We start from the raw sequence: 12,594 nt of genomic DNA, 5'->3' as shown, positions 1-12,594 counted from the left end.
TGGTGGTCAGATGTCCAGCGTGTGGTCGCGCTCCCATTGCGTGAAGTGCGAAGCATAGGAATTCCATTCCTGGTGCTTCAGCTTTAGGTAGGCCGACGAAAATTCCTCACCCAGCGCCGCCTTCAGCGATTTGTCCTTGTCGAACTCGCGCAGCGCGTCGAGCAGGTTGAGCGGCAGCTTCGGCGCGCCCTTCACAGTATGTCCATTCTGGTACATGTCGATGTCGTAGCGCTTGCCGGGATCGGCCTTCGAACGGACGCCGTCTAGGCCGGCCGCGATGATGACGGCCTGCAGGAGATAGGGGTTGGCGGCACCATCCGGCAGGCGCAGTTCGAAGCGGCCGGGGCCGGGCACGCGCACCATGTGGGTGCGGTTGTTGCCGGTCCAGGTCACCGTGTTCGGCGCCCAGGTCGCACCCGAAATGGTGCGCGGCGCGTTGATGCGCTTGTAGGAGTTCACCGTCGGGTTGGTGATCGCAGCCAGGGCCGAAGCATGCTTCATGATGCCGCCGAGGAAATTCCTGCCCTTGGCCGACAGGCCGAGTTCCATCGCATTGTCGGCGAAGACATTGGTCTTGCCGGCCTTGTCCCACACCGAGATATGGGCATGGCAGCCATTGCCGGTCAGCCCCTGGAAGGGTTTGGGCATGAAGGTGGCGCGCAGGCCATGCTTTTCCGCGATCGACTTGACCATGAACTTGAAGAACGAGTGCTTGTCGGCGGTCGCCAGCGCGTCGTCGAAGGCCCAGTTCATCTCGAACTGGCCGTTGGCGTCCTCGTGGTCGTTCTGGTAGGCGCCCCAGCCGAGCGCCAGCATATGATCGCAGATTTCCGCGATGACATCGTAGCGGCGCATCACCGCCTGCTGGTCGTAGCACGGCTTCGACGCCGTGTCGTATTCGTCGGAAATCGTCTTGCCGTCGGGTGAGATCAGGAAGAACTCGGCTTCGACGCCGGTCTTGACATGCATGCCATCACTGGCGGCTTCCGCGATCAGCCGCTTCAGCGTGTTGCGCGGCGCCTGATCGACCTCCTTGTCGTCCATGATGCAGTTGGCTGCGACCCAGGCGACCTCCGGCTTCCACGGCAGCTGGATGACCGAATCCGGATCCGGCACCGCCAGCATGTCGGGATGCGCCGGCGTCAGGTCGAGCCAGGTGGCGAAACCGGCAAAGCCGGCGCCGTCCTTCTGCATGTCGGCGATCGCTTGCGCCGGCACCAGCTTGGCACGCTGGCCACTGAACAGGTCGGTGTAGGAAATCATGAAGTATTTGACGTTTTTCGCCCTTGCGAATTCAGCAAGATCAATTGTCACCGTAGTTCCCCATTTTTTGTCGATTGTTGGCCCCAGAGCATGTGGGCTTCGGCCCTTCGTTGATCAGAAGCCGTTCTTCCCCGGTATCCAGTTGGTGCCGGCCAGCGGCACGCCAGCCATGGCGGCTGCCTCGATCGTCAGCGCGACGAGGTCCTCGGGTTCGAGATTGTGCAGACTGTTCTTGCCGCACGCACGCGCAATGGTCTGCGCCTCGAGCGTCATCACCTTGAGGTAGTTCGCCAGCCGGCGTCCGGCGGCGATAGGATCGACCCGCTTCATCAGTTCTGGGTCCTGCGTGGTGATGCCGGCCGGATCGCGCCCCTCGTGCCAGTCGTCATAGGCGCCGGCCGTGGTGCCGAGTTCGTTATACTCCGCCTCCCAATGGGGATCGTTGTCGCCGAGCGCGACAAGGGCAGCCGTGCCGATCGAGACCGCGTCGACGCCGAGCGCCAGCGCCTTGGCGACATCGGCGCCGTTGCGGATACCGCCGGAGACGATCAGCTGCACCTTGCGGTGCATGCCGAGATCCTGCAGCGCCTGCACCGCAGGCCTGATGCAGGCAAGCGTCGGCATGCCGACATTCTCGATGAACACTTCCTGGGTCGCGGCGGTGCCGCCCTGCATGCCGTCGACGACGACGACATCGGCGCCGGCCTTCACGGCAAGCGCGGTGTCATAATAGGGCCGCGCGCCGCCAACCTTGACGTAGATCGGTTTTTCCCAGTCGGTGATTTCACGCAGTTCGAGGATCTTGATCTCGAGATCGTCGGGTCCGGTCCAGTCCGGGTGGCGCGAGGCCGAGCGCTGGTCGATGCCTTTCGGCAGCGTGCGCATTTCGGCGACGCGGTCGGAGATCTTCTGGCCAAGCAGCATGCCGCCGCCGCCGGGCTTGGCGCCCTGGCCGACGACCACCTCGATTGCATCCGCACGGCGCAAATCGCGCGGGTTCATGCCATAGCGGGAGGGCAGGTATTGATAGACCAGCTGCTTGGAATGGCCGCGCTCTTCCTCGGTCATGCCGCCATCGCCCGTGGTGGTCGAGGTGCCGGCCAGCGTCGCGCCGCGCCCAAGTGCTTCCTTGGCGGGCCCCGACAGCGAACCAAAGCTCATGCCGGCTATGGTGATCGGGATCTTCAGCTCGATCGGCTTCTTGGCATGGCGCGAACCCAGCACCACGCTGGTGTCGCAGCGTTCGCGATAGCCTTCGAGCGGGTAACGCGAGATCGAGGCGCCGAGGAACAAGAGGTCGTCGAAATGCGGCAGCTTGCGTTTGGCGCCGCCGCCTCGGATGTCATAGATTCCGGTCGCCGCGGCACGGCGAATTTCGGAAAGCGTATAGTCGTCGAAGGTCGCGGATTTGCGCGGCGTCGTCGGCGGGTTCCTGTAGGTCATGCTGCCTCAATACGCGTCGGCGTTGTCGATATTGAAATTGTAGAGCGTGCGCGCCGAGCCATAGCGCTTGAATTCCGACGGCTTGACGCCGGTGACGCCGGCGCGGTCGAGCAGACCCTGCAGCAACTCCAGATGTTCGGCTCGCATCTCCTTGGCGATGCAGTCTGCCCCTAGGCTGTCGACCTTGCCGCGCACGAACAGCCGCGCCTCGTAGATGGAATCGCCCAGCGCGTCGCCCGCGTCTCCCAGCACCACCAGATTGCCCGACTGCGCCATGAATGCCGACATGTGACCGATATTGCCATGCACGACGATGTCGATCCCCTTCATCGAAATGCCGCAGCGCGACGACGCGTTGCCCTCGATGACCAGCAGGCCGCCCCTGCCGGTGGCGCCGGCATACTGGCTGGCGTCGCCCTTGATGGTGATCGACCCCGACATCATGTTCTCGCCGACACCGGGCCCCGCCGAGCCATGCACGGTAATGGTGCCGCCTGAATTCATACCGCCGCAGTAATAGCCGACGCTGCCGCGCACATCGATGGCGACAGGCTGGTCGACGCCAACGGCGACCGAATGACTGCCTTTCGGATGGAGCACCTCCCAGGCTGTTTCATTCGAGCCGGGAGCCAGATTGTGAAGCGCCTGGTTGAGTTCGCGCAGCGACAGCTGGTCGAGATCGAAGACCCGAGGGTCGTGCGCCGCCGTCTTTGAAAGGGTGATTGCCGACATGAACTTAGTGCTCCCAGAAATAGACGGTTGCGGGCTCGGGTTCCCAGACCCTCGCATTGTCTATGCCGGGCAGTTTGGTCAGTGCGCGATATTCCGAGCCGAAGGCGACATACTGGTCGGTCTCGGCCATCACGGCGGGCTTGCAGGCGATCGGGTCGCGCACCACGCCGAAGCCGTTCTTGGTGCCGACGACGAAGGTGAAGAAGCCGTCGAGATCGGAGAGCGTACCTTCCAGCGCTTCGCCGAGATTCTTGCCATGCGCCATCTGCGAGGAGAGATAGGCGGCGGCGACCTCGGTGTCGTTCTCGGTCTCGAAGGTCATGCCTTCGCGGATCAGCTCGCGGCGGACATTGTTGTGGTTGGACAGCGAACCATTGTGAACCAGGCACTGGTCGGCCCCAGTCGAGAACGGATGCGCACCCATAGTCGTCACCGCCGATTCCGTCGCCATGCGGGTATGGCCGATGCCATGCGTGCCGGTCATCTTGCGGACATCGAAGCGATCGACGACAGCCTCGGGCAGGCCAACTTCCTTGTAGATCTCGACAACGTCGCCGGCGCCCATGATGCGGATGTCGGGGCGCAGCGCCTGGATGGTCTCGCGTGCCTCGTCGATCTTGGCGGGCGTGATCCTGACGACCGCATGAGTGGATTTCACCGCGATCGTCACCGGCGTGCCGATGGCCTTGGCGAGTTCCGCCTCGAGATCTCGGAAATCGCGCTCTGGCTTGGCTGACTGGATGGTGATCTTGGCCTCATTTTTGGAAGGCGCGCCATAGATGGCGATGCCGGCGCTGTCCGGGCCGCGATCGCTGAGCGAGATCAGCATCTGCGACAGCATCGCCCCAAGCTGGGGTTCCAGCGCCTTGTCCTTCAAGAACAGTCCGACAATTCCACACATGTCAGCCTCCCAACGTTTGCAGCTAAGAGATGATGTATCGAATGAGTCTCATAAATTCAATCATATGAAAAAAATTTTCCTCTAGTTACGTGTGCGGCCCAATGCCGCTCTGTGCATTGTCGCCGTCCCGCCGGGCATTGTGAACCCATTTGGCGGTGCGGATGCGGGCGGTCTTGTAGGCGTCGAGGATCGACAAGGCATAGATCAGGAAGCCGCCGGCATGCCGGCCGACGAAGCTGGCGTCAGGCGGCGCGATCTTGGCCGTGACCCATGCCAGGATCACCATGAAGAAGAGGAACTGCAAGCCGCGCACCGGCACGCCGAGAATGACATGTCCGCTTGCCGGCAGCACGATTGCGGCGCCGAGAATCAGATAGGGATTGGTGGGTGCAGGGATGGAACTGGTCATGCGGCCTGTCGTTCGTTCTTGTTGATGGCGTCGCGCAGCGCCGACGCCGAAACCAGCAGCCTTTCGATCAGCGCCGGATCGAGAGTGGCGCCGCCAAATTCGGCTTGCCGGAAGACGCCATAGCGCGCCCGCTCGGCCTCGGCCAGCAGCCAGACGATACGCACTCCGTTCGGGGTGATCAGCAGTTCCTTGGCGCGCCCCTCGGCAAAGATCTCGATATGGCTGGCGATGAGGCCCTGGGGAAAGCGCGCCGCCCTGCGGTCGGTGCGCAGCACCGCTTCGGCAGGAAAACCCGGGGCCTTGGGCAGCGTATGCTCAAGGTGATCGAAATTGGAGAAGGTCGTCGGCGAACCCGGCCGCATCATCATGTCGAAGGTAGCTGGCACCGCCACCTCTTCGGTGACCGAAACGCTGAGCCAGCGCGCCGGCAGTTTCCTGGTCGCCAGCGTATCGACGATGGTGCGCACCTGGACGCGTTGACTGTTCCATGACCCTTGCCAGGTGGTGACACCGGCGGTGCCGTCCGAAACATCGGCTGCGTCGGCGATGACCGTGCGGATCTGGCCCTGCTCGACGGCGAGCGCCGTCGATGCCCTGTTGCGGCTGGTACGCGCCTGCCAGGCAAGGTGGAGGACGAGAGCCAGGACAATGGCCCCGGCAAGCAGTGCTGATGTCACCTCGGACATGTTCTCATGCCAGGCCCGCCCGGGATCCGGACGGGCCAACCCCCATCAATAACCCTGCGGCTTCGGCCACGGCATGGTGAACTGGTCGCCGCGCCGCACGAATCTGTAGCGGTAGAAATGGAACCACAGCGAGATCAGGAAATAGAAGGCGACCATCGCGATCAGCTGCGAACCGAAGCCGAGGAAGATGGCGAAGAAGGTCACCACGCAAAGGCAGAACAGTACGATGGCCGGGACCGGGTGGAAGGGGTGCGTGTAGCCGCGGCGGATCGAGCCCAGCGGCCACTTCTTGCGGAACATGATGATGTTGATGCTCATGAACGTGTATTGCAGCACGCCCGACAGGATCGAGAAGGTGATCGCCTGGTTGAGGTCGGCGATGAAGGCGAATGCCAGCGCGATCGGCAGCAGGAACAGGATCGAGCGGTAGGGCGTGCGATATCTCGGATGCACGGCCGAGAACCAGGTCGGCAGATAGCGGTCACGGCCGAGCGAAAACCAGGCGCGCGCCGCGTCGTTGATGCAGCCATTGGCCGAGGCCAGCGCGGCAAGCAGCGTGGCGACGAATAGCAGGTTCTCAAGCAACGGACTGCCGGTCAGCTTGCCCGCGTCCCACAGCGGATAATAGGTGATGCCCAGATATTCCCACGGCATCATCGAGGCGCAGACATACCAGGTCATGGCGGCGGCGATCAAAAGCGTGATCATGCCGGCCATGGTGCCGTAAGGCAGCGAGCGGGCCGGTGAGCGCACTTCCTCGGCGGCCTGCGTGGTGCCCTCGATGCCGAGATAATACCAGATGCCGAACTGGAAGGCGGCGATGACGCCGATCCAGCCATAGGGCAGGGCGTTGCCGGGGGTGACCAGTTCGTTGAGCTTCAGCACGGCGCCTTGCGTCCACGGGCTGACCGAGAAGAACAGGATGACGATCGAGACATAGGCGATCGCGGTGATGACGAAGTTGACGTTGAGCGTCATCAGCACGCCGCGATAGTTCAGCCACGCCAGCACGACGATGGTCGCGGCGATGAAGGAATTGTGGGTCAGCCCTTCGACCCCCGCCTTGGCGACGATCGTGTCGCCGAGCAGGATGGCGTCGGAGACTTCGAGCATGGTGTAGGCAAAGACCAGGAACAGCGCGACATTGAACGCCATCAGCGGTCCGACGATGTGCTTGGCCTGCGCATATTGGCCGCCGGCGGCGGCGACGGTCGATGTGACCTCGGAATCGATCATCGCGACCGAGGTGTAGAGCAGCCCGACGACCCAGCAGACGATCAGCGCGGCCAGCGCGCCGCCCTTGTCGGCGGCAAAATTCCAGCCTGTGAATTCGCCGACGAGAACGATGCCGACGCCAAGCGCCCAGACATGGGCCGGGCCAAGCACGCGGAGCAGTGAAACCCTGTCTCCGTGGATTGCCGGTTCAAGTGTAACCGTCATTGTTCAATCCCCACTCAGATCCGGTGTTTTTCGGAAACGGCTTCCAGCTCACCTTCGCGCGATGAGGTCAGCACCTCTTCGGAGAAGGTCGTATCGACCCTGAACCAGTCATAGAGCATCCACAGGGCAAGCACGATCGAGATGCCCCAGCATGCGTAAGAGAGTGCGGTCCACATGGTGCGTCCCCCAATTTTTGTCGTCGAATCTTTTACTTGTCGTCGAATTTTTCGTTGATGACGTCGCGATATTCGCGGTCGGACGCGCGAAACAGGAAGACGAAATAGCCGATCAGCACCGCGGCCATGACGATCAGCGTCGGCCAGTCGATGACATAGTGGAAGCGGTTCTGGATGATGTCATGCGCGGTCTCGGGCGTGTAGCCGAGCTTTTCCCAGATCGAGGCCATTGTCGGGTTCTGGCCAAGCGCTTCCCACGTCTTGGCGTCGAGCGCGTCGATTGATTTCGCCGCACCGGCAAGACCCAGCTTGAGCGGCAGCCACAGCGCCACGAAAATGGCGACCACGACGACGGCGATGTCGAAAACCTGCCCGGCCTTGCTCTGCTCCGGTGGCGTGTAGCGCGGCATCTCTTCTACCCCTCAGGACTTGCGGTTGCGGAACGCGTCGGCGTTCTTGATATCGAGCCCGTAGATGAATTCCTTGTCTTCCTTGTAGTGCTTGACCATCGCCAGGATGGCGGCCGTGTTGAAGATCAGCACGGCAGCGGCGGCGGCGGCGACGACCGCCTTGATCCCCGCGTTCGGGACGTACGGCCACGTCATGAAGAGGACGAAGAGGATCGTCGCCCACAGGCACACGATCAGGAGCGCGGACCCGCGCACGTCGGAGCGGTACAGCGTTTCGATGCGCTGCTGCATGTCTGACATCGGTTTTTCCCCTTTTCCAACGCTCGACCCCGAATTGGCCGCCCGCTGCCATCTTTCAAGAGAGTGAAATTTTTTTCATAAATTCCGTCCGAATTCCGCGATTGTCAAGCGCGATTTACGTGGGGTTAACCGTTTGCTTCGCGTGGCGGATTTTGCCTGACAATGAAATTAATTGCTTATGGGTATTGCGGCGCCTCGACGTTTGCGGTCAATATTCGGTCAAAGCTCCCGCCGCTGCGCAGGGGGCAGGGAACAGCTAAAGAATTTTCGAAACGGAGGACGAGCGGATGACGGCATCCTGGAGATTTTCGACCCTGGCGGATCGCCATCGCGCGCTCGGTTCGAAGCTCGAAGACTGGAGCGGCATGGGAACCGCCTGGACCTACGACAAGGATGCCGACGAGGAATACATCGCCATCCGCACCCAGGCCGGTCTGATGGATGTCTCCGGCCTCAAGAAGGTCCACATCACCGGACCGCATGCCTCGCACCTGATCGATCTGGCGACGACGCGCGATGTCGAGAAGATCTATCCCGGCAAGTCGGCCTATGCCTGCATGCTGAACGAGGCGGGAAAATTCACCGACGACTGCATCCTCTACCGCACCGGCCCCAATGCCTGGATGGTCGTGCATGGCTCGGGCACCGGCCATGAGGAATTGCAGCGCGCGGCCATGGGCCGCGACGTATCACTCCGCTTCGACGACAATCTCCACGATTTGTCGCTGCAGGGGCCGACATCGGTCGACTACCTGGCCAAGCACGTGCCGGGCATTCGCGATCTCAACTATTTCCATCACATGCAGACGCAGCTTTTCGGCTTGCCCGTCATGATCTCGCGCACCGGTTACACCGGCGAGCGCGGCTATGAGATCTTCTGCCGCGGCCAGGATGCCGGAACGATCTGGGACAGGATCCTCGACGAGGGCAAGGGCGACGGCATCATTCCGTGCCGCTTCACCACGCTCGACATGCTGCGCGTCGAAAGCTATCTGCTCTTTTATCCCTACGACAACTCCCAAAAGTATCCGTTCGACAATGAAGGCCCCGGCGATACGCTGTGGGAACTCGGCCTCGACTTCACCGTCAGTCCTGGCAAGACGGGCTTTCGTGGCGCCGAGGAACACTACCGCCTGAAGGGCAAGGAGCGCTTCAAGATCTATGGGGTTCTGCTCGACGGCAAGGAGCCGGCCGATGAGGGCGCGCCGGTCTATCGCGACGGCAAAAAGGTCGGCGTGGTGACCTGCGCCATGTATTCGCCGCTGGTCGAGAAATCGATGGGCATCGCCCGGCTCGACGTCGATTGCGCGGTCAAGGACACCAAACTCGAAATCCGCAACAAGAGCAGTGTCATCAAAGCGACGGCGCAGCCGCTTCCCTTCGATGATCCCAAGAAGACCAAGCGCACGGCGAAAGGTTGAGGCATAGTCAACGGCGAGAGGTTCGAGGCACGAAGAGTTAGATGGCAGTCAAAAGTATCATCAGCCGGCCCGTTTACGGAACCCTGTCTCCGCAGCCTGGCAAGCATCATCTTTTTATCGCGGATGCGGAAGGGGCGCTGGCGATAAAGGACATGGCGGGGAGCGCGCCCGCCGGGTTCTTCGACGATGCCGAAATCATCTTCATTCCAGGGTCGGACGGCAAGCACATCGCCGCGCTCGAAGCGCTGAAGCCGGCGCGGTTTCACCAGGCGCCATCCTTCGCCAGCCTGCTGCCACGGCTCAGGCAGACGCTCGCCAACGCGCATATGGGCCTGCGCCTCTATCTCTCGGGCACTGAAGGCCTGATCGGCCAGGCGATGCAGGTGGCGCTTGAAGCCGGCATCGACCACACCTCGATCCAGACCGAGCACCGCGGCTCGCTGGCGCGGCGCATGCAGTGCGTGCACTGCAAGGGCATCACCGACAATGTGACGACGCAGCCGGCGCCCTGCGCGCATTGCGGGCTGCTGCTCCTGGTGCGCGATCATTATTCCCGGCGCATCGCCGCCTTCCAGGGCGTCTGCATCAATGCGGAAGATCGCTCGGAGATTCCTCCGATGGAGGAGATTTTTCGATGAGCACCGGAACAACAAAACTCGACGTCGTCGTCAGCGATGTCGTCCCGGTCAACGACCTGGTCACCCGCTTCCATTTCCGCCGCCGCGACGGCGAGCTTTTGCCGACCTTTTCCGGCGGCGCCCATGTCGTGGTCGAGATGCGCGACGGCGAGCGCACCAGGCTCAATCCGTATTCGCTGATGGGCTCGCCGCTCGACACACGTGAATACACGATCTCGGTGCGCCGCGACGATGTCGGCCGCGGTGGCTCGCTGTTCATGCACCGTAATGTCCGGCCTGGACTGGAGATGGTGGTCAGCTATCCGGTCAACCTGTTCTCGCTCGACCTGCGCGCCAGGAAGCACCTGATGCTGGCCGGCGGCATCGGCATCACGCCGTTCATGGCGCAGACCGCGCAGCTGGCGGCCGAAGGCGGCAATTTCGAGCTGCACTACACCTGCCGCACCGCATCGCTCGGCACTTATGCCGATGTGCTGCGCGAGCGCTACGGCAGCCGCATCAGGCTCTATCACGACGACCGCGAGGAACGCATCGAGCTCGACCGCTTGCTGTCGACGCAGCCGCTCGGCACGCATCTCTATGTCTGCGGCCCGGCCGGCATGATCAATTGGGCGCGGGATCGCGCAGCAGCCCTTGGCTGGCCGCGGGAGACCGTGCATTTCGAGCATTTCGCGGCACCTCAGCCCGGGTTGCCGTTCGACGTGACGCTTGCCGTCAGCGCCAAGACGATCCGTGTCGATGAACAGCAGAGCCTTCTGGAGGCGATCGAGGCGGCCGGCGTCGATCCACCCTATCTCTGCCGCGGCGGCGTCTGCGGCCAATGCGAAACCAACGTCATCTCTTCGGACGGCAGGTTCATCCACAACGACCACTGGCTGAGCGAGGAAGAGCACCGTTCAGGCAAAAAGATCATGCCGTGCGTGTCGCGCTTCGAGGGCCGGTCGCTGGTCCTGGAGCGCTAGGAGGAAATCATGGGCATCACCTTTCGCAAGGAAACGTTCCGCGACGATTTCACCTTCAAGAACAGCCCGGAACACATAAGGCGGTTTCCGTTCCCGTTCCACGAAGATGCCTACATGTACGCGGTGAACATCGAGCCGCATGTCGTCGGGCCGAAGGGCAGCGTGCTGGAAAACCTGATCGACGTCGACGAGCACTATGTCGCCGAGATGCAGGACCGTGCCTTGGTGTTGGCCGAGGATCCGCTGCGCTGCCAGTCGCTGCCGCACATGACGCTGGCCGGCTGGGACCTGCTCGAACTCCTGATGGAGCAGCAGGCATTAGGCTATCCCGAGCACTTCACGCTGACGCGCGATGGCGACCGCTGGCGCTGGATCAACCGGCCGCTCGGCATCGATGACACCTTCACCTTCGGCGACACCTCGACACTGCCTTACGGACCGATGGAGTACATCACTCGCCAGAGCCAGGGCGATTTCTGCATCCTCGACCAGCGCGACGGCAATCTGTGGATGGATGCCGGCATGGTCACCACCCAGGCCGACTGGTCACTCGATTTCGACATCGGCATGAACTTCTTCGAATGGCACGCGCCGGTGCCGCTGGCGCATGAGAAGGGGATTTTCGTCAGGGCGCTGAAATTCCTCACCAACATCCAGCAAGGCAAGCCGGCGCGGCGCCTGAACTGGACGATGACCATCAATCCACGCCTCGATACGAGCCCTGAGAACTATCACAAATGGGGTCCGGACCGGGCGACGGTGACGCCCGAAAATGTCGGCGACAAGGTGCATCTGCGGGTCGAACTGCAGAGCTTCTGGCGCCTGCCGCGCTCGAACGGCATCGTCTTTCCGATCCGCTGCTACCTGATCAAGATGGACGAACTGGTGACCCAGCCGAAATGGGCGCGGCGCCTGCACCGCGTCATCCGCGACCTGCCCGACGAACTCGCCAACTACAAGGGCCTGACACGCTATCGCCCGGCGTTGGTCGAATGGCTGTCGAAGCTCGATGATGGCAGTCCGACGAGCCCGGGGTTTGGGCCGGACTAACTCGCACTCTGCGGATAGCAGATGATCGAGAGATAGCGCATCGGCAGTTTGGTCAGCTGTTCGGGCCCGTGCGGTGCATCGGCGTCGAAAAACAGGCTGTCGCCGGGCTTCATCGGGTAGAGGTTGCTGCCGTGCCGGTAAACGACCTCGCCCTCGAGCATATAGAGGAACTCCATGCCCTCATGCTGGAAGGTCGGGAACACATCCGAATCCTCGGTCAGCGTGATCAGATAGGGTTCGACGACGACGCCGCTGGTGTTGGAGCCGATATGGCCGAGCAAATTGTACTGGTGGCCGGCGCGGGTGCCGCGGCGCTCGACATCGAGACCTTGGCCGGCCTTGACGAAGACGGCGCTGCGCTCTTCCTCGAAGCGGCGGAAGAAGGCGGTCACGGGAACCCCGAGCGCCCGCGACAGTGCCTGCAAGGTGGTCAGCGACGGCGAGGTGATGCCGTTCTCGATCTTGGACAGCATGCCCAGCGAAATGTCGGTGGCGACCGCCAGGTCGGCGACGGTGATACCGAGCTTCTTGCGGAAAGCCCGCACCTCGCGGCCGATCGCGACCTCCAGCACTTTTTCGCGCGTGTCGCGAATGGCGTGCGGGTTCTGCGTCAGCGGCGCGCGGATGGTCTTCCCGTCGGCCGAGACCTTTGGCAGCGGCTTGGCCGTTGCACCGGCGGAACCAGCCTTGGAATCGGAAACTGTCTTCGCCATGTCGGCCCCGGCACTCTGCGGATTTATTTCACTCTAGGTGAACATGTAAG

Annotated in this window: 15 protein-coding genes; 4 read left to right on the top strand and 11 right to left on the bottom strand. The window is 62.4% G+C overall.

The genetic code is table 11. The annotated features are described in order from the left end of the window. Positions 1–6: 6 nt before the first annotated feature. The 10 genes from glnT to NKH19_RS02295 all read right to left on the bottom strand — a co-directional run bounded on the left by glnT (position 7) and on the right by NKH19_RS02295 (position 7,760). Positions 7–1,314 (bottom strand): type III glutamate--ammonia ligase, encoded by a 1,308-nt coding sequence (gene glnT, locus NKH19_RS02340; protein WP_352867149.1) that lies wholly within the window; start codon positions 1,312–1,314, stop codon positions 7–9. A gap of 63 nt (positions 1,315–1,377) precedes the next feature. After that, positions 1,378–2,706, bottom strand: a complete 1,329-nt coding sequence (locus NKH19_RS02335; protein ID WP_352875503.1) for an FMN-binding glutamate synthase family protein — start codon at positions 2,704–2,706, stop codon at positions 1,378–1,380. Positions 2,707–2,712: 6 nt separating this feature from the next. After that, a complete protein-coding gene (locus NKH19_RS02330) occupies positions 2,713–3,438 on the bottom strand; it encodes a GltB/FmdC/FwdC-like GXGXG domain-containing protein (protein WP_352867145.1) in 726 nt (241 codons plus the stop codon). A 4-nt stretch (positions 3,439–3,442) separates the two neighbouring features. Then, positions 3,443–4,339, bottom strand: coding sequence for a class II glutamine amidotransferase (locus NKH19_RS02325; RefSeq protein WP_352867143.1), 897 nt, complete (start codon positions 4,337–4,339; stop codon positions 3,443–3,445). 85 nt (positions 4,340–4,424) lie between these two features. Next, positions 4,425–4,748 (bottom strand): hypothetical protein, encoded by a 324-nt coding sequence (locus NKH19_RS02320; protein ID WP_352981649.1) that lies wholly within the window; start codon positions 4,746–4,748, stop codon positions 4,425–4,427. Continuing rightward, complete coding sequence (locus NKH19_RS02315) at positions 4,745–5,434, bottom strand: hypothetical protein (RefSeq protein WP_352981648.1); 690 nt, start codon at positions 5,432–5,434, stop codon at positions 4,745–4,747. The genes NKH19_RS02320 and NKH19_RS02315 overlap by 4 nt, the downstream gene beginning before the upstream one ends. 45 nt (positions 5,435–5,479) lie before the next feature. Next, the gene (locus NKH19_RS02310; protein ID WP_352968181.1) at positions 5,480–6,874 is read right to left on the bottom strand and encodes an APC family permease; all 1,395 of its coding nucleotides are present in this window, start codon (positions 6,872–6,874) and stop codon (positions 5,480–5,482) included. Positions 6,875–6,888: 14 nt separating this feature from the next. Then, a complete protein-coding gene (locus NKH19_RS02305) occupies positions 6,889–7,050 on the bottom strand; it encodes a hypothetical protein (RefSeq protein WP_352981645.1) in 162 nt (53 codons plus the stop codon). Between the two features lie 32 nt (positions 7,051–7,082). Next, a complete protein-coding gene (locus NKH19_RS02300) occupies positions 7,083–7,460 on the bottom strand; it encodes a hypothetical protein (RefSeq protein WP_352981644.1) in 378 nt (125 codons plus the stop codon). Between the two features lie 12 nt (positions 7,461–7,472). After that, positions 7,473–7,760, bottom strand: coding sequence for a hypothetical protein (locus NKH19_RS02295; RefSeq protein WP_352867133.1), 288 nt, complete (start codon positions 7,758–7,760; stop codon positions 7,473–7,475). 287 nt (positions 7,761–8,047) lie between these two features. Here NKH19_RS02295 and NKH19_RS02290 point away from each other — a divergent pair, with 287 nt between their 5' ends. The 4 genes from NKH19_RS02290 to NKH19_RS02275 are packed head-to-tail and all read left to right on the top strand — an operon-like array spanning position 8,048 to position 11,831. After that, positions 8,048–9,181, top strand: a complete 1,134-nt coding sequence (locus NKH19_RS02290; RefSeq protein WP_352981643.1) for an aminomethyl transferase family protein — start codon at positions 8,048–8,050, stop codon at positions 9,179–9,181. 41 nt (positions 9,182–9,222) lie between these two features. Continuing rightward, positions 9,223–9,819 (top strand): dimethylamine monooxygenase subunit DmmA family protein, encoded by a 597-nt coding sequence (locus NKH19_RS02285; protein ID WP_352867127.1) that lies wholly within the window; start codon positions 9,223–9,225, stop codon positions 9,817–9,819. Next, positions 9,816–10,781: a PDR/VanB family oxidoreductase gene (locus tag NKH19_RS02280; RefSeq protein WP_352867124.1), complete on the top strand. Its 966-nt coding sequence runs from the start codon at positions 9,816–9,818 to the stop codon at positions 10,779–10,781. The genes NKH19_RS02285 and NKH19_RS02280 overlap by 4 nt, the downstream gene beginning before the upstream one ends. A 9-nt stretch (positions 10,782–10,790) precedes the next feature. Next, positions 10,791–11,831, top strand: coding sequence for a heme-dependent oxidative N-demethylase family protein (locus NKH19_RS02275; RefSeq protein WP_352981642.1), 1,041 nt, complete (start codon positions 10,791–10,793; stop codon positions 11,829–11,831). On the opposite strand, the gene NKH19_RS02270 is transcribed toward NKH19_RS02275, so the two are convergent. Next, complete coding sequence (locus NKH19_RS02270; protein ID WP_352968183.1) at positions 11,828–12,544, bottom strand: helix-turn-helix domain-containing protein; 717 nt, start codon at positions 12,542–12,544, stop codon at positions 11,828–11,830. The two genes, NKH19_RS02275 and NKH19_RS02270, sit on opposite strands and share 4 nt — an antisense overlap. Between the last annotated feature and the right edge of the window lie 50 nt (positions 12,545–12,594).

Source organism: Mesorhizobium sp. M1338, from assembly GCF_040318045.1.
In the GTDB taxonomy this organism is placed as follows: Bacteria; Pseudomonadota; Alphaproteobacteria; order Rhizobiales; family Rhizobiaceae; genus Mesorhizobium.
This window is presented reverse-complemented; position numbering and strand designations above follow the sequence as displayed.